Origin of the sequence: Granulicella sp. 5B5, from assembly GCF_014083945.1 — a bacterium.
Classification (GTDB): Bacteria; Acidobacteriota; Terriglobia; order Terriglobales; family Acidobacteriaceae; genus Granulicella.
In genome coordinates this window covers 1,437,662-1,464,010 of the sequence record NZ_CP046444.1, presented here as the reverse complement: position 1 = coordinate 1,464,010, position 26,349 = coordinate 1,437,662, and the positions used below count along the sequence as shown (strand labels likewise).

General features: G+C 59.8%; 24 protein-coding genes. 15 read left to right on the top strand and 9 right to left on the bottom strand.

Translation table 11 applies throughout. The annotated features are described in order from the left end of the window. The first annotated feature begins 183 nt into the window (after positions 1-183). The gene (locus GOB94_RS06300) at positions 184-513 is read left to right on the top strand and encodes an HU family DNA-binding protein (protein WP_182277999.1); all 330 of its coding nucleotides are present in this window, start codon (positions 184-186) and stop codon (positions 511-513) included. A 464-nt stretch (positions 514-977) separates the two neighbouring features. Next, positions 978-2,159 (top strand): oxidoreductase, encoded by a 1,182-nt coding sequence (locus GOB94_RS06295; protein ID WP_182277998.1) that lies wholly within the window; start codon positions 978-980, stop codon positions 2,157-2,159. Between the two features lie 301 nt (positions 2,160-2,460). Here the strand turns inward: GOB94_RS06295 and GOB94_RS06290 are convergent, their stop codons facing one another. Continuing rightward, complete coding sequence (locus GOB94_RS06290) at positions 2,461-2,901, bottom strand: DUF6526 family protein (RefSeq protein WP_182277997.1); 441 nt, start codon at positions 2,899-2,901, stop codon at positions 2,461-2,463. Positions 2,902-2,992: 91 nt separating this feature from the next. Between GOB94_RS06290 and GOB94_RS06285 the strand changes: the two genes are divergently transcribed. Further along, positions 2,993-3,853, top strand: coding sequence for a deoxyribonuclease IV (locus GOB94_RS06285; protein WP_182277996.1), 861 nt, complete (start codon positions 2,993-2,995; stop codon positions 3,851-3,853). Here GOB94_RS06285 and GOB94_RS06280 read toward each other — a convergent pair whose 3' ends face one another. Continuing rightward, positions 3,854-5,425: a carboxylesterase/lipase family protein gene (locus GOB94_RS06280; protein WP_255484283.1), complete on the bottom strand. Its 1,572-nt coding sequence runs from the start codon at positions 5,423-5,425 to the stop codon at positions 3,854-3,856. A 129-nt stretch (positions 5,426-5,554) separates the two neighbouring features. Between GOB94_RS06280 and GOB94_RS06275 the strand changes: the two genes are divergently transcribed. The 5 genes from GOB94_RS06275 (at position 5,555) to guaA (ending at position 13,913) form a co-directional block, all read left to right on the top strand. Beyond that, positions 5,555-6,652, top strand: a complete 1,098-nt coding sequence (locus GOB94_RS06275; RefSeq protein WP_255484282.1) for a glycerophosphodiester phosphodiesterase family protein — start codon at positions 5,555-5,557, stop codon at positions 6,650-6,652. A gap of 65 nt (positions 6,653-6,717) precedes the next feature. Then, positions 6,718-8,703, top strand: a complete 1,986-nt coding sequence (locus GOB94_RS06270; RefSeq protein ID WP_182277994.1) for a CocE/NonD family hydrolase — start codon at positions 6,718-6,720, stop codon at positions 8,701-8,703. A gap of 56 nt (positions 8,704-8,759) precedes the next feature. Further along, the gene (leuS, locus tag GOB94_RS06265) at positions 8,760-11,315 is read left to right on the top strand and encodes a leucine--tRNA ligase (protein ID WP_182277993.1); all 2,556 of its coding nucleotides are present in this window, start codon (positions 8,760-8,762) and stop codon (positions 11,313-11,315) included. Positions 11,316-11,336: 21 nt separating this feature from the next. Next, positions 11,337-12,275 carry a hypothetical protein gene (locus tag GOB94_RS06260; protein ID WP_182277992.1) on the top strand — a complete coding sequence of 313 codons (939 nt, stop codon included), beginning with the start codon at positions 11,337-11,339 and terminating at the stop codon, positions 12,273-12,275. Positions 12,276-12,341: 66 nt separating this feature from the next. Further along, a complete protein-coding gene (guaA, locus tag GOB94_RS06255; RefSeq protein WP_182277991.1) occupies positions 12,342-13,913 on the top strand; it encodes a glutamine-hydrolyzing GMP synthase in 1,572 nt (523 codons plus the stop codon). A 394-nt stretch (positions 13,914-14,307) separates the two neighbouring features. On the opposite strand, the gene GOB94_RS06250 is transcribed toward guaA, so the two are convergent. Continuing rightward, on the bottom strand, positions 14,308-15,342 hold the full coding sequence (locus tag GOB94_RS06250; protein WP_182277990.1) for a hypothetical protein: 1,035 nt from the start codon (positions 15,340-15,342) through the stop codon (positions 14,308-14,310). 257 nt (positions 15,343-15,599) lie between these two features. On the opposite strand from GOB94_RS06250, the gene GOB94_RS06245 reads away from it, so the two are divergent. Both GOB94_RS06245 and GOB94_RS06240 read left to right on the top strand, forming a co-directional pair. Next, complete coding sequence (locus GOB94_RS06245) at positions 15,600-16,301, top strand: YggS family pyridoxal phosphate-dependent enzyme (RefSeq protein WP_182277989.1); 702 nt, start codon at positions 15,600-15,602, stop codon at positions 16,299-16,301. Continuing rightward, positions 16,298-16,603 carry a DUF167 domain-containing protein gene (locus GOB94_RS06240; RefSeq protein ID WP_255484281.1) on the top strand — a complete coding sequence of 102 codons (306 nt, stop codon included), beginning with the start codon at positions 16,298-16,300 and terminating at the stop codon, positions 16,601-16,603. The genes GOB94_RS06245 and GOB94_RS06240 overlap by 4 nt, the downstream gene beginning before the upstream one ends. Positions 16,604-16,610: 7 nt before the next feature. On the opposite strand, the gene GOB94_RS06235 is transcribed toward GOB94_RS06240, so the two are convergent. The 4 genes from GOB94_RS06235 to GOB94_RS06220 form a co-directional block, all read right to left on the bottom strand. Continuing rightward, positions 16,611-16,832 carry a hypothetical protein gene (locus GOB94_RS06235; RefSeq protein WP_182277988.1) on the bottom strand — a complete coding sequence of 74 codons (222 nt, stop codon included), beginning with the start codon at positions 16,830-16,832 and terminating at the stop codon, positions 16,611-16,613. 39 nt (positions 16,833-16,871) lie between these two features. Then, on the bottom strand, positions 16,872-18,122 hold the full coding sequence (locus tag GOB94_RS06230) for a glycoside hydrolase family 28 protein (protein WP_182277987.1): 1,251 nt from the start codon (positions 18,120-18,122) through the stop codon (positions 16,872-16,874). Positions 18,123-18,413: 291 nt separating this feature from the next. Then, entirely contained in the window at positions 18,414-18,803 is a 390-nt protein-coding gene (locus tag GOB94_RS06225) for a type II toxin-antitoxin system VapC family toxin (protein ID WP_182277986.1), read from the bottom strand. Then, on the bottom strand, positions 18,800-19,105 hold the full coding sequence (locus GOB94_RS06220; RefSeq protein WP_182277985.1) for a hypothetical protein: 306 nt from the start codon (positions 19,103-19,105) through the stop codon (positions 18,800-18,802). The genes GOB94_RS06225 and GOB94_RS06220 overlap by 4 nt, the downstream gene beginning before the upstream one ends. A gap of 81 nt (positions 19,106-19,186) precedes the next feature. Between GOB94_RS06220 and GOB94_RS06215 the strand changes: the two genes are divergently transcribed. After that, positions 19,187-19,990: an HTH domain-containing protein gene (locus tag GOB94_RS06215; protein ID WP_182277984.1), complete on the top strand. Its 804-nt coding sequence runs from the start codon at positions 19,187-19,189 to the stop codon at positions 19,988-19,990. A gap of 583 nt (positions 19,991-20,573) precedes the next feature. On the opposite strand, the gene GOB94_RS06210 is transcribed toward GOB94_RS06215, so the two are convergent. Further along, positions 20,574-22,238 (bottom strand): cellulose synthase family protein, encoded by a 1,665-nt coding sequence (locus GOB94_RS06210; RefSeq protein ID WP_182277983.1) that lies wholly within the window; start codon positions 22,236-22,238, stop codon positions 20,574-20,576. Between the two features lie 296 nt (positions 22,239-22,534). Between GOB94_RS06210 and GOB94_RS06205 the strand changes: the two genes are divergently transcribed. After that, on the top strand, positions 22,535-24,322 hold the full coding sequence (locus GOB94_RS06205) for a DUF885 domain-containing protein (protein ID WP_255484280.1): 1,788 nt from the start codon (positions 22,535-22,537) through the stop codon (positions 24,320-24,322). Here the strand turns inward: GOB94_RS06205 and GOB94_RS06200 are convergent. Continuing rightward, entirely contained in the window at positions 24,319-25,242 is a 924-nt protein-coding gene (locus GOB94_RS06200; RefSeq protein ID WP_182277981.1) for a VWA domain-containing protein, read from the bottom strand. The genes GOB94_RS06205 and GOB94_RS06200 overlap by 4 nt on opposite strands. A gap of 38 nt (positions 25,243-25,280) precedes the next feature. On the opposite strand from GOB94_RS06200, the gene GOB94_RS06195 reads away from it, so the two are divergent. The 3 genes from GOB94_RS06195 to GOB94_RS06185 are packed head-to-tail and all read left to right on the top strand — an operon-like array spanning position 25,281 to position 26,335. Further along, positions 25,281-25,583 (top strand): BrnT family toxin, encoded by a 303-nt coding sequence (locus GOB94_RS06195; RefSeq protein WP_182277980.1) that lies wholly within the window; start codon positions 25,281-25,283, stop codon positions 25,581-25,583. Continuing rightward, a complete protein-coding gene (locus GOB94_RS06190) occupies positions 25,567-25,863 on the top strand; it encodes a hypothetical protein (protein ID WP_182277979.1) in 297 nt (98 codons plus the stop codon). The genes GOB94_RS06195 and GOB94_RS06190 overlap by 17 nt, the downstream gene beginning before the upstream one ends. Before the next feature lie 7 nt (positions 25,864-25,870). Beyond that, the gene (locus GOB94_RS06185; RefSeq protein ID WP_182277978.1) at positions 25,871-26,335 is read left to right on the top strand and encodes a hypothetical protein; all 465 of its coding nucleotides are present in this window, start codon (positions 25,871-25,873) and stop codon (positions 26,333-26,335) included. Positions 26,336-26,349 lie beyond the last annotated feature (14 nt).

The following is a 26,349-nucleotide window of genomic DNA, read 5'->3' as shown; positions in this document are numbered from 1 at the left end:
CCCGGCCACGCATCCTTTCCGGAGTCCTGCACGTCCCACCCATAAGTCGGGAACATGGCTTAGGGCAGGCAGGGTACCCTACACTAAGCAGAGCAGCATGCGTTTGTCCGATCTTCCTTCGCAGCGTAAACGAAACAAACCAAACCTCAGTCGTACGCATGTTCCTACTTTCAAGGAGATTTCATGACGAAAGCCGATCTGGTCGACCAAGTAGTCGCTCTGGGCGATCTCACCCGCCGCGATGGCGAGGTCATCGTGGAGACGCTCTTCGACTCCATCATCAGCGCCCTCAAAGGCAACGATAAGGTGGAGGTCCGTGGTTTTGGCAGCTTCCGCACTCGCCAGCGCAAGCCCCGCATTGGGCGCAACCCCAAGACCGGCGAGTCGGTATCGGTGCCCGCCAAGCGCGTCCCCTACTTCAAGCCGAGCAAGGAGCTTCGCGACCTCGTCAATCCGGGTGAGGCCCATGCCAAATCCGGTATGACCTCCCACTCCGACGAGACCCCCGCCTAGCTCCGCTGGGCGTTCCCATAGCTTCTACACCCGCTTCTCCCTCTGTGCGCCCTTTTGAAAATAAGCTTCCTCCACGTAAGGAAGCCTTTGCATCTCCTGCCTTTTGCGCCTTCCTGGCCCCCAACCGCCCTTACAGCTCTTGCCTGAACCTCATCGTTTTCTTTGCTGTCGCCTGTTCTCCTTCGCGTCCACTGCGGGCTTTTACACTGCGCCCTCTGCGTTCCGCTTTTACCGCAGCGATGCGCCGAAGGCGCGAGCGGATCACCGCCAGCGATGGGGAGTTGTGCCAAGCCTCTGTAGCGCTTTCCGCAACTCCCGCACTGGCTTTTCCCTTTTCATGACCAGCGTGGGCGCTGCTGTATAGTCAGCCAGGCCGTGTTTTGCACCGCTAAGTCATCAAATCCGGTTCCATCCTTGTTTTTCCTGTCTTGCCCCGCTTTCACCCGCCTATAATGAAATGTGGCATGACTGAGACCACTTTAAGCCCCACTGAAACTGCCCAGAAACACGTCCAGAAGTACACGCGCAACCAGCCCTATTCATCGAAGGTGCTGGTCAACACCAGGCTCACCGGTCCCGAGTCCGAAAAAGAGACCATCCATGTAGAGCTTGAGCTGGAAGAGGGTATGAGCTACCTCCCTGGCGACGCCGTCGGTGTCATCCCGACCAATCGTGAGCCGCAGGTGGAGTCCGTCCTCAAGGCGCTGGGTTACACCGGCGACGAGCGTGTGCTCGACCACTACAAAGTGGAGATCAGTTTTCTCGAGGCCATCACCAGCCGTCTCGCCATCGGCAAGCTCACTCGCAGCGCCGTGAACCAGCTCGGCAAGATCGCCGGCGATGCCGCACCTGCGGGTCTCAAAGCCCTGCTCGGCCCGGACAACAAGGCGCTAGCTGAAGAGTACGTCTGGGGACGCGAGTTCTACGACCTCATCACCGAGTTCCCCGGCCTCATTAAGACTCCACAGGACTGCTTCCAGGTCCTCGCCCGCCTCACCCCGCGCATGTACTCCATCGCGTCGGCGCTGGAGGCCCACCCCGGCCAGGTGCACACCACCGTCCGCGTGGTTCGCTACCACTCGCACAATCTGGACCGCCAGGGCGTCTGCTCCGGCTTCATGGGCGAGCGCATGCCCGTCGGTTCCCTCGTTCCGGTCTTCCTGCACGAGAACAATAACTTCCGCCTGCCGGCTGACACCAACGCACCGGTCATCATGGTTGGCCCCGGCACCGGCATCGCGCCCTTCCGCTCCTACCTTGAGTACCGCCAGATCATGGGCCACAAGGGCGACAACTGGCTCTTCTTCGGCGAGCAGCGCTCCGTCTCCGACTACCTCTACAAGGACCAGTTCGAGTCCATGGAAAAGGACGGCTTCCTCACCCGCCTCGACACCGCGTTCTCACGCGACCAGCAGCGCAAGGTTTACGTGCAGGACCGCATGCGCGAGAAGTCCGCGGAGCTGTGGGCATGGCTTGAGAGCGGTGCCTACTTCTACGTCTGCGGCGACGCGGAGCGCATGGCCAAGGACGTCGAGCGCACCCTGCTCGACACCATCGCCCTGGGCGCCAACAACACCCTCGAGTATGCAGCCGAGTACCTCGCAGCCATGAAGAAGGCCAAGCGCTATCAGCTCGACGTCTACTAAAACCACCCTTCTCGCAAAGCGGAAAAGCCACCCCATCATCGGGTGGCTTTTCTATTCTCTGGTGCCTTTCACCGCCGCTATCTGTCAAGCGATAAATCGCGTAAGTGATTCATAATAGTATGGTTATGCCCGAAGAAAGATATCTCCATAAGCGTATACTGAAAGTAGGGGAAGCCCTTCGCCGGTCGCCAGGTCGCGTCTCGCTACCGCTGGGATCAGACCTTCACAAGTCCACCCCGAACCCAAGCCTTTTCAGTATTTTCGATCAAAAAGTACAGGGGGGAGGGGGTGGGGGGTGCGATCACACGCGATGCTCATCCGCACGCCAGCTCACCACGGCTTCCTTGATCTGTTTGCAGTCGAGGTTCTCACGCACCGCCCGCCGCGCCAGCTCCACGACCTCTGGATTGGAAGCGAACCGTAGCCCGATGTACTGCTTCATCGTCAGCGACTCCAGCTCCGCCAGCTCACCGGGGCTCGCCAGTTGCGCCAGTCGCATCCGCTCCTCCAGCCGGATCACTCGGTCCTGCACCGTCATCGCCGACCCCCGGGCCATACTGGCAATCAGCAGCAACGTGATCGACATCACGATCCACCACAGCGCCAGGTGGAAGTGCTGCGGATAATGGCGCACCGCGTACACAATCGCAAAGATAAAGTTCACTAGCAGGATCGGGACGATGGTGAAGTGGAACAGCGGATTGAACCGTGCATGATTCTTGTAGCTCTGCGGCGTTGCCATGGGTGCCTCGTTCTAGTAGCGATGGGATAGACGACTGCGCCCATCATATCGCCACGACTTCCTCACTGCCGCTTGCAGTACCCTTTAGCTCATGGCCAAGAAACGTATTGGTGTCCACGTGGGCACCTCGGGCGGCATCTTCACCGCTGTAACGCGCGCGGTGGAAGCCGGCGCCAACACCTTCCAGATCTTCTCCGCGAGCCCCCGCCAGTGGAAGGCCGCGCCGGTAAAGCCGGAGGACGCCGCCAAGATGCGTGCCCTCCGCGCCGAATACGACATCAATCCCGTCGCCGTCCATGCGAGCTACCTGATCAATCTCTGCTCGCAAACCGAGTCTGTGCGTGACAACTCGATTGGCGCCTTCCGTGGCGAGGTTGAGCGCGCGCTTGCGATGGGAGCCGAGTTCCTCGTCCTGCACCCCGGCAGCTGGAAGGGCCTCACCCGCGACGAGGGACTGAAGCTCGCTGCACAGGGTATCGAGAAGGCCATCGACGGTATACCGTGGCAGGACCACAACTTCCGCATCCTGATCGAGAACACCGCCGGCGCGGAGTTCTCCCTCGGCGGCAGCTTCGACCAGGTGGCAGAACTCGTGGCCACGCTCCGCGCCTGCGCGCCGGTTGATGTCTGCCTGGACACCTGCCACTGCCATGTTGCCGGTTACGACCTCGTCTCCCCCGAAGGCTACGAGCAGACCATGCAGCAGATTGCCAGCACGGTCGGCTTCGAGGCCGTCCGCGTCTGGCACTGCAACGATGCCAAAGCCGCGATGGGCAGCAAGCTCGATCGCCACGAGCACATCGGCGAAGGCACGATCGGCTCCGCAGCCTTCCGCCGTTTGTTGCACGATACACGCTTTGACCACGCCTGCTTCATCGCCGAAACCCCCGTCGACGAACCGGGAGACGAGATGCGCAATGTCATGGCCCTGCGCGCGCTCTCGGCGGGCTAGCTACTTGCCCCAGACGCTGTCCAGAAACAGATAGTGCGCCCGCTGGTTGTCCGGCTTCGCCACCGAAGGCTCATCCAGGTGCATCACCATCCAGTCCTTCGACTTGTACTGTGGCCACTCTGGCAGCCCCTTGCTGTTTGGATCGCCGGTCTTCGCGAAGTTCGTCCAATACGTCTGGATCTCCTCCGATAACATTCTGTCTTCCGGACGCCACATCGCCTCTTGTCGGCTGTCCAGCGTACCGAACACATACTCAATGTCATCGGAGTGAAACGCGCCAGAACCCGCCGGATGGAACTTGTCCGCCGGCGGCACCAGGTCCAGCCGGTAGCGATACACCGGCGCATCCCCCGTCGCCACCTGCTGGTCCAGCCAGCGCCACGTCGAGTACACCAAAAAGCGATCGCTCACATAATCGCCTGCGGAGCTCTCTGCTTCCGCATCCGTTTTTCCCGGATACGCTTTCAGGAATCCAGATGCATGCACTCCGAATTCCTTCTCTGCCATTGCGCGATAGCTCGCAACTGTCATCTTCGTTTTAGCGCGTGTCACCTGGCTGCGCACCTCGTCATGGTTCCATCCCGCCAGCAGCGGAATATGCGCTTGCTCCCCAGCGGCATAGATCTCCGGCAGAGGCTTCGGCAGCATATAGCCGTCGATATCCGGTGGAAACGCCAGCGATATACGGAAGCTCTTCTCGGCTGCAATCGTCTCTGCTGGAACCTTCCGCAACGCTTCGAGATCATCCGTGCCCAACACGCTCTTTGCGAGCTCCGCATCGTGTGCCTCGCGCTCTGCAAGTGTCGCAAAGGGCAGAGACCGGTTGAAGAAGCCCGCGCCGCTCTCGCCGATGGCCTTTGCAAGCATTCCTTTACTGAGTGGCGAAGCCATGAGCGCACTCACGGAGAACGACCCAGCTGACTCGCCAAATACGGTAATGTTGTCCGGGTCGCCGCCAAATGCAGCGATATTCTTCTTCACCCATGCAATTGCAGCAACTTGATCCATCAGTCCATAGTTGCCTGCGGCATGGTTTCCGCTCTCGGCCGCCAAACCCGCATGGGTAAAGAAACCGAGCATCCCTAAGCGGTAGTTCATGCTGACGACGATGACACCATGCCGCGCCAGATGCTGACCGTTCTGCCGAGGTTCAGAGCTGGCGCCACCCACAAATCCGCCGCCGTGCACCCACACCATCACAGGCAGCTTGGCTGCGTCGGCGGGAGCCCAGACATTCAGCGTGAGGCAGTCCTCGCTCTCGCCCGCATCGTCGAACACCATGTCCGGGTAGGCGACAAACTGCATGCACCGGTGCCCAAAGTGCGTGGCATCGCGTATGCCTTTCCATGCCTCTGCCGGTTGCGGGGCCTTCCAGCGCAGGTCGCCGACGGGAGGCGCGGCGTAAGGAATCCCCAGGTAAGCGTGGACGCCGCCGCTGACCGTGAGCCCTTCTACCTGGCCCTGTGCAGTGGTCACGATGGGGGCCTTCTCACCCTGCGACCACGCGCGGGGACTCGTGCTGCACGCCGCTCCGCACATAACCGTCATCACAAGCCCGACCACTCGACGCATCGTTTCTCTCCTTAAAAATCGCATCGCCCAATCTACCACGCAGCGCTGGACGGTTGATTCAATGGATAACCGCCAACACTCTTGTTACATCTTCATGCTAGAACGTTCGATATGAAGACTCATTGGTATATGCTCGCGGTGGCCCTCGCAGCCGCCTCTCTTATGGCCCAGACACCTGCCACGCCGAACACGTTCACCACGTTGATGCAGAAGGCCGCCACGGACGCAGCCGCACATCACGATGCATACAAGCCGGTGCTCTCGCCGGTCTATCAGACGGTCCTCAACGGAGATGTGGATGTGCCCGCGCTGCAGGCGCAGGGCATCCAGGTCATTCCCTGGACGGTCGATGACGAGGACTCCATGCGTGCGCTGCTCGCGAAGCATGTCGACGGCATCATCACTGACGACCCCTCGATGCTGATGAAAGTGCTCGCTGAGGTGCGCGCCACTGCTACCGCTGCACACGATGCTGCTGAGCTTGCCTACCTCGATCGCTTTGACCCGCAAGGGCACCGCGGCGGCCGCGCTCTGCGGCCTGAAAATACGCTGCCTTCGTTTGAGAATGGGATGGATCTCGGCATGAAGACGCTCGAGACCGACACGGGTGTTACCACTGACGGTCAGTCGCTGATCTGGCATGACCAGTTTCTCAATCCTCAAAGCTGTCGCCACGCCGATGGCACACCCTACACAATGGAGAACAAGGTCTATACCCGGGACATCTCCATGGCTGAGGCGCAGCGCACCTTTATTTGTGACAAACTCCACTTCGGGCCGCTGCAGACCAATGATCTTTCGCTCTCACCCGTTGCGGTGGCCTTCGCGAAGAAGGAGGGCATGCCCAGCCCTTATGCCCCAACCAATGCAGCGCAGTTGATGCGTTTCGCAAGATTCTATGCAAACTACTACCGCTCCGGTCCAGGTAAATCGTTGCCTTATGCAGCAGCACGTGCACATACCGGCGAAACCATCCAGTTCAACCTTGAGACTAAGATTCAGGGCGACAACTGGCCCGGAGGAAACCACACCCGGCCCGCACAGGACTTCGTTGATGCCCTCGTAGGTGCCATCAAGGCCGAACATATGGAAAAGCGTGCTGATGTTCAGAGCTTCTACTTTGGCACACTGTTGCTTATTCAGACCCAGCATCCAGAGATTCGCACTGTCTACCTAACCGCTGACCCAGAGCAGCTAAAGCTGATGGTGCCACCCGAGCTTAAATAGATCTCTCGCCCCGATGCTATTCTAGGCACGATCCCCCCGCCCACTCCGGGCCAACAGGACGTGCCATGAACCGCCTTGCTGTCGCACTCGCGCTCTCCATCGCCTTTGCAACCACGCACGCTATTGCACAGGACCCTGCAAAAACCGTCACCGATGAGCTGAACCCCAATTTCAAGCCGCCTGTGACCGCCCCAGCTCCTGATTATGATAAGCGCGTCGTCATGATCCCCATGCGCGACGGCGTCAAGCTCTACACGGTCATCGTCGTGCCAAAGGGCGCTAAGAACGCGCCCATCGTGCTCACACGTACCTGCTACAACGCTGCCGCTCGCGCGGAGCGCTCCGATTCGCCGAAGATGATCGAAGCTCTTCCACTCAGCGACGAGGACTTCGTCAAGAACGGTTATATCCGTGTCTATCAAGATGTCCGTGGCAAGTACGGCTCCGAAGGCGTCTATCTTATGACGCCGCCGCCCGTCGGCTCCGGCTTCAACAACTCGGGTGCTGACGATACCACTGATGCCTATGACACCATCGACTGGCTCGTGAAGAACGTCCCTGAATCCAACGGCCGCGTCGGCATGATCGGCTCGTCGTACGAGGGTTTCACCGTTGTTATGGCGCTGCTGCATCCGCATCCAGCGCTCAAAGTGGCCGCGCCTGAAAGCCCCATGGTCGACGGCTGGATGGGCGATGACTGGTTCCACTACGGCGCATTTCGCCAGCCCAACCTCGACTACTTCACCGGCCAGACCACCAAACGCGGCGGCGGTTATCATGTTTCGCGCGGTGGGCGTGACGAGTACTCCAACTTCCTCCGCCTTGGCAGCGCAGGCGATGCAGCCCGCTACATGGGCGAAGACCAACTCCCGTTTTGGAAGATCCTCGAAGCTCACCCAGCTTACGACGCCTTCTGGCAAGCGCAGGCTCTCGACCACCTGCTAGCCGCGAAAGGACTCACAGTTCCCACCCTGTGGGAGCAGGGCGAGTGGGATCAGGAAGATATGTGGGGTGCGATCCACTCCTACCGTGCGATCGAGGCTGTACATAAGAACGATCCGCTCAACCACATTGTCATGGGTCCGTGGTTTCACTCGCAGATCAATCGCCAGGGACGCGGTCTTGGGCCCTTCCAGTGGACTACCGACACTGCCGAGCAGTGGCGCAGGGACTACCTTGTCCCGTTCTTCAACCAGTATCTGAAGCCAGGTTCTCCTAAGTTCGACCTGCCTAAGGCGCTCATCTATAACGCCGGGGGTGAAACGGTCGGCGGTGCAGGTAGCGACCACTGGGAGACCCCGAAGGTCTGGCCTACCGTATGCGAAAAGGGCTGTCCAGAGACTTCAAAACCTCTCTATCTCACCGCCAACGGTGTTCTGTCGTTCACGGCTCCCGCAGCAGATGCTCCCAGGTCAGACGAGTACGTCTCAGACCCCGCCAATCCTGTGCCGTTTTCTCCTCGCCCGTATGACGGTGGCAACTGGCGCACGTGGCTCGTCACAGACCAGCACTTCGTTGATGGTCGTCCCGATGTTCTCACCTACGTTAGCGAGCCTCTGAAAGAGCCCATGAAGCTTGCTGGTGAACCTGTCGTCCACCTTTGGGCTTCTACGTCCGGCACCGATTCCGACTGGGTCGTCAAGATCATTGACGTTTACCCCGACACCAAGCCAGCGACCGGTGACATCGGCGGCACCTTCGCCGGTGTTCTTGGCGCCCCCTACAATATGAGCGCCTATGAGCTGCCGATCGGGATTGACATCTTCCGGGGTCGCTACCGGACCAGCTTCGAGCATCCAGTGGCCCTTACTCCCAACGAGCCGGCGGAGTTTACCTTTGGCTTGCCTATGATCAACCGCACAATCCCTGCCGGTCACCGGCTCATGGTGCAGGTACAGTCGACGCTCTTTCCACTCTACGACCGCAACCCGCAGACCTTCGTGCCGAATATCTTCGACGCAAAGCCCACGGATTACGTCAAGGCCACGCAGAAGATATGGCACGAGCCTGGCAAGGCCAGCTATATCAGCCTGCCGGTTGCTGCTCAATAGGTGCAGTAATCACGCGGAAAACGGTGAGGGGCGTCGTTCATTACAATCAAAGGTGTATGCCTGAGATTGAAAAGAACGACGCCACCGCGCCGGAAGATCCGACGCGCTACAACCCTGCCGAAATCGAACCGCGCTGGCAGAAGTTATGGGACGAGACTCCCGGCCTTTATGCCGCCGAGCCGCACACCAGCGCGAAGCCTAAGTTCTACTGCATCGAGATGCTGCCATATCCCAGCGGCCGTCTCCACATGGGTCACGTCCGTAACTACTCCATTGGCGACGCGCTTGCGCGTTTCATGCGTATGAAGGGCTACAACGTTCTCCATCCTATGGGGTGGGATGCTTTCGGATTGCCCGCCGAGAACGCCGCGCTGAAGAACGATACGCCGCCGCGAGAGTGGACGCTCTCCAACATCGCGCAGATGAAGGTGCAGTTCCGACGGCTCGGCTTTAGCTATGACTGGGCCGGCACAGAGATCACAACCTGCCTGCCCGACTATTACCGCTGGAACCAGTGGTTCTTCCTTCGCATGTACGAAAAGGACCTTGCGTACAAGAAATCCAGCAAGGTCAACTGGTGTCCGCAGTGCGCAACCGTGCTTGCCAATGAGCAGGTCATCGGAGGCTATTGCTGGCGGCATGAAGATCAACTCGTCGAGCAGCGCGAGCTGGAGCAGTGGTTTTTGCGCATCACCAAGTATGCTGACGAGCTTCTTGAGGGGCTCGATCAGATGCCTGGCTGGCCTGAAAAGGTCCGCACCATGCAGCGCAACTGGATCGGCCGCAGCGAAGGCGCGCACGTCACCTTCACGGTCGCTGGCAACGATGCGGCGGAGATCACCGTCTTTACGACTCGCATCGATACCATCTTCGGCGCCACCAGCGTTCAACTAGCGCCCGAGCACCCGCTCGTCAAGCAGTTCGCTGCGCAGGATCACAAGTTGTCTTTTGCTGTCGATGAGATGATCACGCAGCAAAAGACTGCCCGCGAGTCCGGTGATATCGGCAGCATTGACAAGCATGGTGTCGCTACCGGCCACTTTGCCATCAACCCCTTCAACGGCGAGCATCTGCCCATCTGGGTTGCGAACTACATCCTCGCCGACTATGGCACAGGTGCCATCATGTCCGTTCCTGGTCACGATGAGCGTGATTTCGAGTTTGCCACCAAGTATCACCTTCCCATCAAGCGCGTCGTCACTGCTGCGGATGGCGAAGAGCCTCTGCCCTTCGTCGCTGGAGAGGGCGCCTTCATCATCAACTCCGGCGACTACTCTGATCTCACCTGCGCCGAAGCGCAGCATCGTCTTGCCACACATGCAGAGATGAACGGCTTTGGCAAGGCCACGACTACCTATCGTCTCAAGGACTGGGGCGTCAGCCGCCAGCGCTACTGGGGCACTCCGATTCCGCTTGTGTATTGTGCGGAGCACGGCATTGTTCCGGTCAAGGACACTGACCTTCCGGTGCTGCTCCCTGAGAGCATCGAGATCACGCAGGAGGGTGGCTCGCCGCTCGCCAAGGTTCCCGAGTTTCTCAATACCACATGTCCCATCTGTGGTGGCCCTGCACGGCGCGAGACCGACACGATGGACACCTTCGTCGACTCGTCGTGGTACTTCTACCGCTATACGGATGCTCATAATGCGCAGGCTCCCTTCGACTCGGCAAAGGCCAACTACTGGTTTCCTATCGACCAGTACATCGGCGGTGTTGAGCACGCCATCCTGCACCTCATCTACTCGCGCTTCTGGACACGCGTGATGCGCGACCTCGGCTTCATCGAGAATGCTGAGCCGGCGACACGGCTCTTCACGCAGGGCATGGTCATCAAGGATGGCGCGAAGATGTCCAAGTCGCGCGGCAACATCGTCTCGCCCGATGAGATGATCGGCAAGTTCGGTGCAGACGCCACGCGTATGTATGCACTCTTCGCCGCACCGCCCGACCGCGATCTCGACTGGCAGGAGGATGGCGTTGCGGGTATCAGCCGCTTCCTTGCGCGTGTCTATCGCCTCACTACGAAGTTTGCGCCGCTTGTGCGTTCGCTCGAGTCAGGCGTTCACGGAGACGAGGTTGCGCCGTCGTCCTTCGCGTCGGAGACACCTGTGGAGGCTGCGCTGCTGCGCACACTGCACCAGACGATTGCGAAGATCACGGAGGATTTCTCGGGGCGCTGGCACTTCAACACGTGCATCTCGGCCATCATGATTCTCGTCAATGAGCTGCTTGCGGCCGAGTCTGCAATGGACGCTGGCATTATTTCGCCATCAGCCATCGCCGAGCTTCTGCGCAAGCTCACCTTACTGCTTGTTCCGTTTGCGCCGTTTCTCTCGGCGGAACTGTGGCAGCAATTGGGAGGACAGGGAAGTGTCTTTGCTCAACCCTGGCCTATTGCCGATGCCGAGCTTGCCCGCGAGTCTGAGATCGAGATTCCTGTGCAGATCAACGGGAAGCTTGCGGACGTCATCACTGTGCCTGCCGACAGCGACGATGACACTATTACGGTTGCGTCGCTTGCGAGTGAGAAGGTCGCGACACGTCTCGCTAGTAAGACAATCGTGAAGCACCTCGTTATCAAGAGCAAACTCGTCAACATCGTCATCAAGTAACGCAGCACGCTGGAGAGATGGATGTCCGCAGCCCCGGTCCGTGGTACGCAGTCCTTTGTTGGCGTGATGGCCGCAGTTTGGCGCCGTCCTTCGCTTACGCTGCTTGAGGTGCTGTGGCGCTGGCTTCCTGCGATTCTGCTGTGTGGGGCAGCGTGGGGTGGGGGTGTCCTTCTCGGGCACTCAGGGATCGATGTACAGCCTTCGGTGCCTCCGATGACCGGCGTGGACCTTGCCGCGATCCAGAATATGTCTGCGTTCCAGCCTGTTGCTGCGGTGCATACCGTATCGACGGCGTGGCATGACATTATCTCCGGCATGGGGCCTCTGCTGTTGTGGTTGCTGCCGGCGGTCTTCGTGCTCTGGAACGTGGTGGCCGCGATCGGCAGGACCTGGGTTTTGCGGCGGCTCGACGGTACGCTGAGGCCCCGGCGCAGCGCACTCTTTCTTCTTGGTACACTGAGCTCCGCGCTGCTGCTGGTGGCTTGGTGGCTTTGGGGGCAGCTGGTCATCTTTAGTGCGCGCACCGCTATTCTGAACCCCGCTGAACGCGGCCGGGAGACGAGTGTCGTTCTGTTTGCGGCGATGCTTATCGTCGGTACGCTTACGCTGTATGTGCTGTGGGCGGCTTTCAGCTGGTTTCTGCAGCTCGCTCCGTTGCTTGCGATGCGGCGTAATGTGGGGGCTTTCAGGGCCATCTTTGCCGCCCTTGGCAGCTCGCGGGTGAGTGGCAAGCTCATCGAGATCAATCTGGTCATGAACATTGTCCGGATCGGTTTGCTTGTGCTGGCAATGGTCTTCTGTGCTACGCCACTGCCCTTCAGCTCAAATACGAGCGCGACGTTTCTGCACTATTGGTGGTCCGGCGTTGGCCTTGCTTATCTCGCCATGTCGGACTACTTCCATGTTGTCAGGGCCGCCAGCTACCTATCCCTCTATGGCGTGCTCGAAAATCCTGCCTGATGCAGAGCGCGCTGCTAGCCGCGCCATTCCACAGCCCGGAAAACGCCCGCAATTTACACTTAAGGCGTGGACACCCCCTCGACTTCAACTATCGTCATCCTCGACTTCGGCTCTCAGTACACACAGCTGATTGCGCGGCGCATCCGTGAGTTCAATGTCTTCTCCGTCGTTCTGCCGTGTACTACGCCGCTGGCGGAGGTTCTCGCTCTGCAGCCGAAGGGCATCATTCTCTCCGGCGGCCCGTCGAGTGTCTATGACGACTCGGCCCCGAAGGCTGATCCAGCTGTGCTCTCGACCGGACTGCCGATCCTCGGCATCTGCTATGGGTTGCAGTTCATCACGCATCATTTGGGCGGCAAGGTGGTTCCGGGTCATGCGCGGGAGTATGGGCACGCCGAAGTCACTGTGACCGAGGTCGACGACATCTTTCATGGTCTGCCTTCCACGCTCTCCGTCTGGATGTCTCATGGCGACCACGCCGAGGCGCTCGCGCCGGGCTTCCGCGTCACGGCCACGACGAACAATGCGATTGCCGCGATTGCCAACGATCCGAGCAAGATCTGGGCCGTGCAGTTCCATCCTGAGGTGGCGCACACCAAAGAAGGCATGAAGCTGCTGAAGAACTTCGTGGTGAAGCTCTGCGGCTGCGCGCAGGACTGGACGCCTGAGCACTTTATCGCTACTACGGTGGCGAAGATCCGTGAGCAGGTTGGCCCTACGGGTCACGCTATCTGCGGGCTTTCGGGCGGCGTCGATTCTTCGGTTGCGGCGGTGCTGGTGGCGCGGGCGATCGGCGATCGGCTGACGTGCATCTTCGTCAATAACGGCGTGCTGCGCAAGGGGGAGTTCGCGACGGTGCAGAAGGCAATGAGATCGGCGCTCGGTCTGAACGTGGTTGCGGCCGATGCAAGCGAGCGGTTCCTGAGCAAGCTGGCTGGTGTGACCGATCCGGAGCAGAAGCGCAAGGCGATCGGCAACGAGTTCATTGCCGTGTTCGACGATGAGGCCAAGAAGATCTTCGAGGCGGAGAAGTCCGCGGGCGAGGAGATTGCATGGCTAGTGCAGGGGACCCTGTACCCGGATGTGATCGAGTCGGCTTCGGTGCATGGGCCTTCGCATGTGATCAAGTCGCACCACAATGTGGGCGGCCTTCCGGCGGACATGAAGCTGAAGCTGATCGAGCCGCTGCGCGACCTGTTTAAGGATGAGGTGCGTCGCATTGGGCGCGACCTGCAGATGCCGGAGGAGATTCTGGAGCGGCAGCCGTTCCCTGGGCCGGGGCTGGCGGTGCGTATCCTCGGGGAGGTGACGCCGGATCGCGTAGCCATTCTGCAGGAGGCCGATGCGATCTGCGTGGAGGAGATCAAGCGCGCTGGGCTCTATCGGAAGGTGTGGCAGAGCTTCGCGGTGCTGCTGCCGGTGAAGACCGTCGGCGTGATGGGCGACCAGCGGACCTATGCCTATACCTGCGCGATCCGAGCGGTGGAGAGCGAGGATGGCATGACGGCCGATTGGGCGGCGCTGCCGTATGAGGTGCTGCGGACGATCTCCAGCCGGATCGTGAGCGAGGTTCGAGGGATCAATCGTGTGGTGTATGACATCACCTCGAAGCCGCCTGGAACGATTGAATGGGAGTAGAGGAGGGATACCCCCTCCCCCCTCCCCTATGTAGCGGAGGCCTTCAGCAGAATCAGCGACTTACGGGGTGATCCCGAGGGTAAGTAACTGATTCTGTATATAGTTACGGGTATGATATGGGAAATAAAGGAGTTAGAGCAGAGGGAATAGGGAGTAGAGGGGATGTGGCGGGCTTGCGATTTTCAGTTGTCAGCGAGCCGGTTCTTCCCTACTTCCAGTATAGGGGAATGGGCTGGTAAAGCTGTTTTTCTCTTTGGGGCGTTAGTGCTTTGGTTTGTTTGGCTTAGGTGGGGTTGAGGTTTCCAGAGGCTTGACAGGATTCGAGGCAAAGCAAAGACCCGCCGAAGCGGGTCTTTGTGAGTGGAGCTTGAAAGTACAACCGAGCAGATGCGGGTTAGAAGCGAATACCAAACTTTACCGGGAGATAGGTGGTGCGGTTGCTGTTGGCAGGGTAGACGTTGTTGCCGTTATAGGTTGAAGTGAAGTTGCCGTTGGCATCATAGGACGAGTTCTCAACGGTGTAGCCCTGGCGCTGCGAGTTGTCGATGAAGACGTAACGCGCTTCCGCGAAGAGCCGCTCGTTGGAGAAGCGGGAGAACTTGTAGGTGATGCCGAAGCCGCCACTGAAGCCGGGCGCGTTCGAGGTGTAGTGGTCGTAGGTGGCGTTCACGTAGCCGATTTCGCAGAAGTAGTAGCACTCCTCTTCTTCTGTAGGAACCGTGAAGTTCGCGACCTTGTGGTAGAAGCCTACGCCGCCGACGAGGTACACGCCAACACCACCGTTGCTGGGGTTGGTGAGGGTGTAGACCGGGTTGAGCGAGAAGGACCAGATGTGGGTGGAACCGTCGAAACCGGTGTCTGAGGGATTGCTATCGTCGAAGTAGAGATAGCTCTGGTTGCTGAGCGTCCGGCCGGTAAATCCGAAGTGGTCGTAGTCGAACTGGAGCAGAACGCCGAGGTGGCGGTCGAAGTTGCGGCCGCCGCCGACGGAGATGCCGTAGCTGGGCGTGAGATAGTGCCAGGTATTTCCGAGGGGCTGGGTGAAGCCGGCGCCGACCTCAAAGGTGTACTTGGGTGTGCCGTCTGCGGTGGTGTTGCTGCCGCGATAGGTAGGGCGGCCGTAGCGGCGGCGCTGTCCGCCACCGTACTGCATGTAGTTGGCGAAGTTAACTGAGGGGGTGACGGACGCCTCGTTTACGGTGTCGGGCGTTGTCTGTTCATCGCTGCTGGAGGAGAAGAGCTGTGCGCTTGAACTGGAGGTGTTGAGTGCGGGAGTCTGGATGAGGGGCGCAGACTGTGCGGCTGCCACGGTGCTATCGGATTTGCTGTCAGTTTGGGCGCTTGCGACGCCGGTAGCTGCGACGGCCATGACGGTGACCGCGCAGAGGGCCTTCAAAGAAAGAGTGTTGTGGAAGCGGGGAAAGGACATAGCTTTTTCAACTCCTGGCTGTGATGCGTTTCTATCCGTTGGCAAAAACCCGGGAGGAAGAGCTTTGTTGCGCTTTCCTCCCCGGCCCGTTTGCAAGAGGGTGACTGACTCAAGGGGTACACGATCCGCGAACTTGGGGCTGCCGCTTAACTAGGACGTGAATTTGTCCCGAGTGGATGCACCTTTCATCGTATAGGACGTGGCCGGTAGGGATATGGATGATCGAAACTGCTCGACCTCGTACACTGAGAGTGACTATGTCGATTGCCGCAAATCTGGAACGGGTCCGCAACGAGGTTGCCGATGCGTGTGCTCGCGCGGGTCGCAGGAGCGCCGAGGTAGCGCTGATGGCGGTGAGCAAGGTGCATCCGGCGGAGGCATTGCTGGAGGCCTATGAGGCCGGACAGCGGCTGTTTGGCGAGAACCGTGTGCAGGAGGCGCAGATGAAGGCTCCGATAGTGCGGGAGCTCGCTGGGCTGGAGCTGCACCTGATTGGGCCGCTGCAGAACAACAAGACGAGCAAGGCAGCAGAGATCTTTGACGCGGTGGATACTCTGGACAGCATCAAGACGGCGGGGCGGCTGAATGACGCGGCGAAGGCGCTGGGAAAGACGATGCGCGTGCTGGTTGAGATAAAACTGTCACACGAAGAGAGCAAGCATGGGCTTGCGCCTGAGGCGTTGCCGGAGCTGCTGGCGGCGCTGGCCGGGCTGGAGCATCTGCGTGTGAGCGGGCTGATGACGGTGCCGCCGTGGAGCGAGGATGCTGGGACGGCGCGACCGTACTTCCAGAGGCTGAGGCAGCTACGCGATGAGAATGTGGCGAAGTATCCGGGGTTGACGGAGCTTTCGATGGGGATGAGCGGGGATTTTGTGGTGGCGATCGAAGAGGGGTCGACGTGCGTGCGGGTGGGGACGGCGATCTTTGGGAAGCGTGTGTACACGGAGCCTGTTCCGTGATTGGCGAGCTGGGTGTGCGGGATGCTCCGGGTGGATGCGTGGTGCCGGTGCGGGTGCATCCGGGGGCGAAGCGGGATGCGGTGACGGGAACCCACGATGGGGCGGTGAAGATCGCGCTGACGAGTCCGCCGGTCGATGGGCGTGCGAATGAGGCGCTGGTGGCGTTTGTGGCGAAGCGGCTGGGTGTGGCGCGGGGGCAGGTGACTCTGCTGACCGGGGCGAGCAGTCGCATGAAGACGCTGCGCGTGGTGGGGCTGAGTGCGGAGGAGGTATCCGCAAAGCTGCTGACGGAGCTGGCCTGATTGGCGGCTAGTCCTTGGGTGGCTGGTTGTCGAGCATGAAGAGAGCGATGAGCACGATGACGGCTGCAGCGCCGCCTGCGAAGAGCCCCGCGGTGTAGCCGGCCAGGCGGGTCTGCGGTCCGTAGCCGGCTGTGCGGATATGGGCGTGCTCCAGCACGATGTGCTGGGCCATCCAGCCGATGACCACAAAGACGACAATTGTGGCGCAGATGCGTAGCGCGATCTTCATGCAGTAAGAATACTGCCTGCGCTACGCATCTGGCCGGACTTACTTGCGAGTAACCTTCGCGGTGGGCGAGATGGTGATAGCTTCGCCTGCTGCGGCGGTGACCTTGACGTTGTCGAGGATGACGTTGGCGTAGGCGATCTTCATGCCGGTTTTGGCCTGGATGTCGACGTTTTTAAGGACGATGTCCTTGACGGGGGACTCGGGGAGACCGACGATGACGCCAGCGACGTTGCTGCCGGTGGCTTTGACGTTGGTGATGCGGATGTTGTGGAAGAACGGGGTGAGGCGGCCGATGGGGGCTGCGGCGACGTCGCCTTCGGGGTAGACCTTGGGGTAGTACTCGGAGATGAGGATGGCGGTGCGGACGTTGACCATGTCGAGGCCCTTGAAGGTGATGTTGGAGACGTCGTGGCCACGGTCGCGGTTGGCCTTGATGCGGATGCCCTGGTCGGTGCCGTTGAAGTGGATGCGCTCGGCGTGGACGTTGTAGACGCCGCCGGCGATCTCGGAGCCGATGGAGAGGCCGTGGCCGCGCTCGAAGGTGCAGTCGCGGATGGTGATGTCGTGGCTGGGCGAGTCGGGACCGGGGGAGTTGATGGCGCCGGACTTGATGGCGATGTTGTCGTCGCCGATGGAGGAGAAGACGTGGTCGATGAGGATGTGCGAGCTGCTGAAGGGGTCGATGGCGTCCGTGTTTGGAGACTTGGGAGCCAGGATGCGCATGTTGAGGAACTTGAGGTTGGTGGAGTAGTAGGGGACGATCTGCCAGAAGCCGGAGTTTTGTACCGTGATGTCCTGAATGACGATGTGGTGGGAGTGCTGGAGGAGCATGCCCATGGGGCGGGGGTGATCGGTGCCGAGGACGCCGGAGTCCTTGACGCCTTTGACGTAGTCCCACCAGATGTGGCCGTTGCCGTCGATGGTGCCGCCGCCGGTGATGGTGATGTCGCTGGCATTGTCGGAGCGGACGAGCGGGAGGACGGTCTGCTTGCCGGCGAAGGTGAAGGGGCCGAAGTCGGCGCGGTCAGGGGAGCCGAGGAGCGTGGCGCCCTTCTGGATGTCGAGGGTGAGCTTCGATTTAAGCTCGATGGGGCCGGTGAGGTAGGTGCCGGGCGTGATGGTGACGGTGCCGCCGGTGTTGGCGCAGGCGTCGATGGCCTTCTGGAGGGCGGCGGTGTCCTTGGTGGTGCCGTCGCCGGTGGCGCCGAAGTGGCGGACATCGCAGGTTTTGGCCGCGAAGGCGGGGACGGCTGCGGTTGCGGCGAGGAGAGCGAGTGCTGCCAAACGCATGGGGAGATCCTTTCGGGCGTGCGGTGAGCGGAATCTGTCTGACTGGCTCGGAAGGTATCTTACATGCTGATGCGGGTGGCTGGCGCGGGGTGCGGGACCCTCCCCTGGTTTTGGGGGTAAGATCCGCAACGGATTGAGGTTAGGGGTGGAACCCCTTGAGGGGGAACGGGTTTTCAAGGAGCCGTGAGCAGGTGCCTCTGGGGCTGGGTGGCGCTCGACGGACGGGGATTCCTCCGGCCGGAACACGGGTGGGGCTGGTTCTATTGTAGCGGGGGTGTCAAGGGGTGGATGTCACTTCCAGATGACAGGTGCGGCGTATTGCGGGATGTCGGCGTCGGCGGTGAGGATGGTGAATCCTTCTTCAAGGGCTTGCGCGATGATTATGCGGTCGAAGGGGTCGCCGTGATGGTGTGGCAGGGTTTCGGTGCGGAGGATGTGAGCGCGGCTGATGGGGAGGACTGTTATGCCGAGACGGTCTACCTGCTCGTACAGAGAGAGGACGGTATTGCCGGGAACGGCGAGTCGGCTTTTTGCGATCTTAATGGAGAGCTCCCAGAGCGAGGCGGAGCTCACGTAGAGGTCGTTGTGAGCATCATCCAGCAGTGGCTCAACCCGCCTTGTAAGGCGGCTGCGGTCGGTGATGTACCAGTACAGCACGTTCGAGTCGAGCAGATATCTCAAGCGTGCTCCGGTGGGAAGATCGGGCCGTTCACCATCTCATCTTCAATTTCTTTGTCCAGAGCTTTCCACTCTTCGTCGGAGATGACTGGAACGAGTCCCTCCCACGCCCCGGCTAGGTGGGCGCGGCTGGTGGGCTTACCTTCAGATGTGGATTCGACGACTGAGCCGGATGCGTTGGGTTTGGGGGAGGCATAGATATGGGCGCAGGCGTCCGGTGTCTCGATCTCGACGATCTCGCCGCGTGAGGCTGCGGCGATCAGGTCGGAGAGATGGGTCTCGGCGTACTGGACGTTGACCTTCATGGGATTAGGGTACGGCGGGTGGTGAGTGGGGTCAATGCGTGAGGGTAAACTGCTGACAACTTACAAATGGAGGGAATGAGCTTGGCAACGCAGATGAGCTGGAGAGAGGCTGCTATTGAAGTTCTCAAGGATAAGCCTGAGGGAATGCTATATACGGAGATTACTCAGCAGATCATCGACCGAGGGCTTCGCACAAAGCTCGGAGCGACGCCAGATTCCAGCCTCAACACGACCCTATCCGAATCAATTCGCTGGGATGGTGCCAATACGCCCTTTGAGCGGATAGGGCCAGGCCGATATCGTTTGAGATCCACTTCAGCGGGAGCCCTACCTAGCGCTGTCCCTCCTGCTCTCGCTTCTTTAGAAGCGGAAGAAATTGAGGAGAAAAAGGAAACTACTGGACTGATTAATGCATTCGGCATGTTTTGGTCTCGAGAGAAAGTCCAATGGGCCACATCTACTATCAATCTTTTCGGGAAGCGTGATTTGAGAAGCGACACGGTGGATTTTTCTGACCAGCGAGGCGTCTATCTCTTATACGACCGCGGAGAAGTTATCTATGTGGGCCGAGCCATTGATCGTGGGATTGGTGTTCGCTTGCGAGAACATGTTTTTGATCGGTTGAGCGGACGGTGGGATCGCTTCTCTTGGTTCGGTGTGTACAAAGTTTCCGACAACGGGAGTTTGAACTCTTCCGAACAGAACTATGATCGCGGTCTCCTGATCGCCACGATGGAAGCGCTTCTGATAGAAGCGGTTGAGCCACGGCAGAATCGGCGGGGAGGGGATAGATTCAGCGCCGTCGAGTTCATTCAGGTAGAAGATCCGGAAATTGAAAAGGCAAAGAGGAAAGCCGTTCTAGCTGATCTACAAGCCAAGCTGTAGCTCTGCCTTTCATTCAGTGTTTTCGGTGCCGGGGTCTTGTTGCAAAGGATTTGCTTGATGCTTCAGTCGCTGGGGCCAAGAGATGTAATGTGAGAAAGATTTTGATGGCTTAGCCTGAACTTGACTCTTCGGGGTCCTTCGGCTGCGCGCGTTGCGCTTCGCTCAGGATGACAGCGTTTGTGGGGTCGTAGTCAAGACGCAGATTCCCTGCGGGAATGACAAGCAAGAACAAAGGCAATGGCAAAAACAACGGCCAATGCAGGGATCTCTCCGCTGCGCATGGCGATGAGGCCGCCATGCTTCGGTCGAGATGACAGAGTTTGGGTGGTTCGAAATGCAGGTCTCTCCGCTGCGCCAAACGATGAAACTGTTTGGCTCCGGTCGAGATGACACCTTTTGGGTGGGGCTGGGCATGGGATGATGCCGAGACGCTTTAGGGGAAGCTCTAGACAAGTGTGCGAGCATTCCCTCCGCGGCTGAAGCCGCACTGATTCTGGGAGCTTGATGGCGGGACTGAAGTCCCGCCCCTTCAAAGCCAGGCACCTCTTCGGAGGCCAAACGCAGGCACTGGTTCAAAGGTGTTTTAGATGCCTACGGGGTAGGGTTTTTCGTGCATCTCTTCGCCTTGAGCGCCGCGGCGTTCGAAGAGGCCCTGGAAGATGCTGAGGAAGCCGGTGATCCAGTAGCCCAGTACGAAGAGCAACAGGAAGGGGACCGTGAAGTAGTTTTCGGTGGAGATGGCGTACCAGACCGTGAGCGCGAAGTAGGTGCCGATGGCCAGCTCGATCCAGGGGATGATGCCGAGGCGCTTGCGGTACTTCTTGGCCTGTGACTTTTCACCCTTCTTCTGGACTCGGTACTTGGGGGTGCGGGCGAAGGCGGTCTTGTGGCCTACGAGGGCTTCGAGGACGGCCTTGGTGTTGGTGATGGTGAGGCCGACGCCGAGCGCCATCAAGAACGGGACGTAGAGGAAGGTCTTCCACCAGGTCTTGGGGAAGAGCTCCTTCTGGCTGACGAGGTAGAAGGTGGAGACCGACATGGTGGAGGCCATGAAGAGCGGCAGGTCGATGAGGAGCATCTGCAGGGGACCCTGCCAGCTGCGGATGATCATGGCAGGCATCAGCAGCACGCTGAGGACGATCATGAGCGGGTAGCTGATGTTGGCGGTGAGGTGGTACCAGGCTTCGAGCTTCTGGTGCGCGGAGATGTCGGAGCGGAGGATGCCGGGCAGGGACTTTTTGCCGACCTGGATGAGGCCCTTCGCCCAGCGCGCCTGCTGGGTTTTGAAGGCGGTCATCTCGATGGGGAGTTCGGCAGGGCACTCGACGTCCTGGAGGTATTTGAACTTCCAGCCTTTGAGCTGCGCTCGGTAGCTGAGGTCGGTGTCCTCGGTGAGGGTGTCGTGCTCCCAGCCACCGGCCTCGTCGATGGCGGCGCGACGCCACATGCCGGCGGTGCCGTTGAAGTTGAAGAAGACGCCAGCGCGGCTGCGGCCTCCGTGCTCCAGAACAAAATGCCCGTCGAGGAGGATGGCTTCCACCTGCGTGAGGAAGCTGTAGTTGCGGTTGAGATGAGTCCAGCGGGTCTGCACCATACCGACCTTTTCTTCGGCGAAGTGGTGGACTACTTTGCGGAGCCAGTCGGGGGGAGGGACGAAGTCGGCGTCGAAGATGGCGATGAGCTCGCCGCGGGAGGACTTGAGGCCTTCTTCGAGGGCTCCGGCTTTGTAGCCGTGGCGGTTGGTGCGGTGAAGGTAGAAGACGGGCTGCGGGTCGAGGCCCTGCGTGCCTGCGGCGAAGCGGGCGACCATGGCGCTGGCGACGTCGACGGTCTCGTCGGTAGAGTCGTCGAGGAGTTGGATCTCGAAGCGGTCGCGGGGGTAGTCGAGGCGGCAGCAGGCGTCGAGGAGGCGGTCGATGACGAACTGCTCGTTGTAGATGGGGAGTTGGATGGTGACGAAGGGGAGCTGCTCTTCAGTGAATGTGGCCGGAGGCTGGTTGGATTTGGCCTCGTTGCGCTTGTTGCGGTAGTAGAGCCAGACGAGCTGGTAGCGGTGGATGCCGTAGAAGGCCAGGATGACCATGACGACGAAGTACGGGACCAGCATGGAGACGTCAAAAGCGTTCCAGCGATAGACGCCGCGGAAGGTGTGGTCGGCGTAGTGGGTCTTCCAGTAGTGGCCGAGGCCGTGCTGCGAGATGAAGAAGAACGCGAGTGCGTGAAGTCGGCTGGGCAGTAGGCTGGGCATCGGCTGGTGGTACGCACTCCGGACAGGCGTTGGTCTGATTCGATTCTAACTGAGGTGCAAGGGGTTGCCGGGATTTGCGGAGGAGGTATGCTCGCGCCTTCGGCTCTCGCTACGACAAAAGCTTTAACGCAGAGGACGCAAAGGAAAAGCCGCAAAGGTCGCAGAGGAAAACAGGCAACGGCGACTGCAAATACAAATACAGGGGTTTCTCCGCTCCGGTCGAAATGACACTTCTGAAATGACACTTCTATAGTTGAGCGAAAAATATCGATACAAAAAGTGCTCTAATGTGGCTCATGCCAAAACTTACAGGATTCTGGTGTTCCGCCCTTTCGTTTGCCCTGATGCCGGGGCTGGTGTCGTCCATCGCAATGCAGAGTGCCGTGGCGCAGGGGCCGGCGAAGATGGTGGCGGAGAATGTGGCCGCGCAGAACGCGCTGTTTGAGGAGTACTACCAGAATGGGCTGAAGAACTCGCCGCTGCGGGCGACGGGGGTTGGGGACTATCGGTACAACGATCAACTGGGGGATTTTTCGCTGGCGCAGATTGCGCGTGAGCATGCCGAGGGCGATGCGTTTTTGGTGCGGCTGCGGGCGATTCCGACGACCGGGATGGGCGACAAGGATTTGCTGTCGCATGAGCTGCTGGAGCGGCAGATTGTTCGCAGCGATGTGAACTATGAGCTGAAGAACTATGAGATGCCGGTGAACCAGCAGAACGGCATCCACACGGAGCTGGCGGATTTGCCGTTGCAGGTGCCGCTGGATTCGGTGAAGCACTATGAGGACTACATCGCGCGGCTGCGGCAGATTCCTCGGGCGCTGCAGCAGACGATGGAGGTGATGCGTGCGGGTGAGCGTGACCACCTGATGCCTCCGAAGGTGATTGTGGACAAGCTGCCGGGGCAGTGCGATGGGATTATTGCGGCGAACCCGTTTCTGCTGCCGACGAAGAAGTATCCGATGAGCATACCGGGGGCGGAGCAGCAGCGGCTGACGGCGGAGATGACGAAGGTGGTGAACGATGAAGTGTTCCCGGCGTATCGCGCGTTTGCGAAGTTCTTGCGCGAGGAGTATGACCCGCAGGGGCGTGTGAGCCTGTCCATTGAGAGCCTGCCGGATGGGAAGCGGCGCTATGCGGAGGCCGTGAAGTCGATGACGACGATCGACATTACGCCGGCGGAGGTTCATGCGCTGGGGCTGAGCGAGGTGAAGCGCATTACGGCGGAGATGACCGCGCTGGCCAAGGCGCAGGGGTATCCGGACTTGGCGAGCTTTCGCGCGGCGATCAACAGCGATCCGAAGTGGAAGCCGACGAGCGAGGCGCAGATTGTGGCGGACTTCAAGCACTACATCGACCAGATGGAGCCGAAGCTGCCGGAGCTGTTCAACCTGCTACCGAAGGCTCCGGTGACGGTAGAGGCGATTCCGGACTTTGATGCAGCGGCGGCGACGCATTATGTGCGAGGGACTCCGGATGGAAGGCGGCCGGGGCGCGTGGTGGTGGCGGTGGCTGACCCGACGCACAGGACTCTGGTGCTGGATGAGGCGGTGGCGTATCACGAGGGCGTGCCGGGGCACCATCTGCAGATTTCGGTGGCGCAGCAGTTGACGGGGTTGCCGAAGTTTCGACTGCATAGCGGGTACTCGGCTTATACGGAGGGCTGGGCGTTGTATGCGGAGCAACTAGGTAAGGAGATCGGGTTCTATCAGAACCCGGTGTCGGACTATGGGCGGCTGAACTCGGAGCTGTTTCGCGCGGTAAGGCTGGTGGTGGATACGGGCATCCATGACCAGGGATGGACGCGGCAGCAGGTGATCGACTACATGCACGCCAACGATGTGAACGATGTGCTGGCGCAGAGCGAGACCGACCGCTACATTGCGTGGCCGGGGCAGGCGCTGGCGTACAAGATGGGGCAGCTGAAGATTCTGGAGCTGCGGGCGCGTGCGAAGAAAGAGCTGGGGCCGAAGTTCGACATCAAGGCGTTCCATGACGAGATTCTGGATGGAGGGGCGCTACCGCTGGATTTGTTGGAGACGCGGGTGGATGCCTGGATCAAGGTGCAGGCAGGGAAGAGCTAAGGCTCGGCGAAGTAGCCGTCGCGGACGTTGATCTGCGTGGCTTTGGCGGGTGTGTCGAGCTTGATGGTGTGGAAGCTGCTGTTGAGCTTGAGCGCGTGCGGTCGGTAGACGAGGGTGTAGCGGTCGCGGAGGTCCTGGTTGATTTGCAGGATGGAGTCGGCCATGGTGGTGTGACCGATCTGCTGGTAGAAGACCTTGCCGCCGGTGTGCTCGGCGAGTTGACGGAGGAGGCCCTGGCCTTTGTCGAAGTGTTCTTTGCCGAAGAGCATGAAGGGGTAGATGGGGGTCTCGCGCTGGGTGCAGATGTCGATGACGTCCTGGGGGCGGGCGTGGCTCCAGTTGTCGTCGCCGTCGGTGAAGAGGAGGATGGCGTTGGCGGAGACTTCGGCGCCCGGTGTCTGGGCGGGGATGTGATCGCGGCAGACGCGGTAGAGGGTGTCCCAGATGGCGGTGCCGCCGAGGCGGGTGCCGTTCTTGTCGGTGACGTGCGCGGCGGCGTGGATGAGGATGGCGGGGTCGCTGGTCCAGGGCTGCTGGATCTGGGTTTCGAAGTCGAAGCGGACGACCATGGCCTGATCTTTGTCGGACTGGATGGCGGTAGCGGCAAGCTGCTGCGCGACACGACGGGGAGAGAGGTAGCCTGCCATGGAAGCGCTTTCGTCGAAGACGATGGCTACGCGGAGGGGGAGATTTTGGCTGTGGGTGAAGAGGGTGATCTTGTCGGGGGGCTTGCCGTTGTCGCGGAGACGGAGGTCGGCGAGCGCGAGGTTGGGGATGGTACGGCCGGAGGCGTCCTCGGCGTGGAAGTTGAGGGCGACCTCCTGCGTGTTGAGCTTGAGGACGTAGGGCTGCTGGGCGACGAGTAGTGTCGCGGGGATGGAGAGCGCAACGAGACAACGGGCTAGATGAGATGGATTCATGGTTGACTGATGAATATACAAAGTATATACATTGACATGTGGACGTCTACTACCTGTACCGCGGAGAAACCTTCGTATGGGATGGACTCAAGGCTGCTAAGAACCGAGCGAAACATGGTGTGCGGTTTGAGACAGCCTGTGAGGTGTTCTTCGATCGTGCCTTTGTTTTGGAAGATGCGAGCGTTGATGGAGAGACGCGCGTTGCGGTTATCGGCAATACAACGGAAAGCAGACTGCTCTACGTCGTCCACGTGGAACGCGAAGACCTGTATCTAAGACTGATCTCAGCGAGAGAAGCAACAAAGAGAGAGGAGAAAATCTACTATGAAGACAGCCGCTGAACGGATGAGAGAGCAGTTGCGCACACCGCGCGTGATGACGTCGATCAGCTTGCGCGTTCCTGAGCGTGTGATCGAAGACCTGAAGGAGATCGCGCCAATGCTTGGCTTCTCCGGATATCAGTCGCTGATGAAGGCGTACATCTCACAGGGGCTGCGGAAGGACCTGGAGAAGCTCGAGGGGTCGAATGTGGCGGCGCTGACGGAGAGCTTAAGGAAGCAGGGTGTGCCAGATGAGAAGATCTCGGCGGCGATTGCAGAGGCGGGGTTGAAGACGGCGTAGGAGTTATTTGATCGGAGACGACAACATGAGGCTGCCAAAATCACTCAAGAAGAGTTTGCCGTTGCTCGGAGATATCAGAAGGCAGCAATCAGAGGCTCTGAAAGAAGATCGTTCTCTATCGCTTTCAGAAGTTCAATTCCTTACTCACGTACTCGCAAATGGTAGCGAGCATGCGCAATCCTTTCTCGGACAAGTTTCATTTGTAAAGGTTGTGAGTCATTGCCGGTGCGGCTGTCCAACCATCAACTTTGAAGTAAGCCGTGAAGCTGAGCGTGGGCACTCGGATGGACGCGTAGTTGTCGATCTGCTTGGCCGAACTCCGGACGGTGGGCAAGTAGGTATTCTCGTTTTCGCTGATGATGGATTTCTCAGCGAGCTAGAGATTTATGAGCTTGACGAACTTCCGCATCCGTTTCCCTTGCCAACTCTAGAGAGCTTGCATCTATTTGAGGCGGCGATAACGAAAGGCTGAAGTAAGACTCGTTC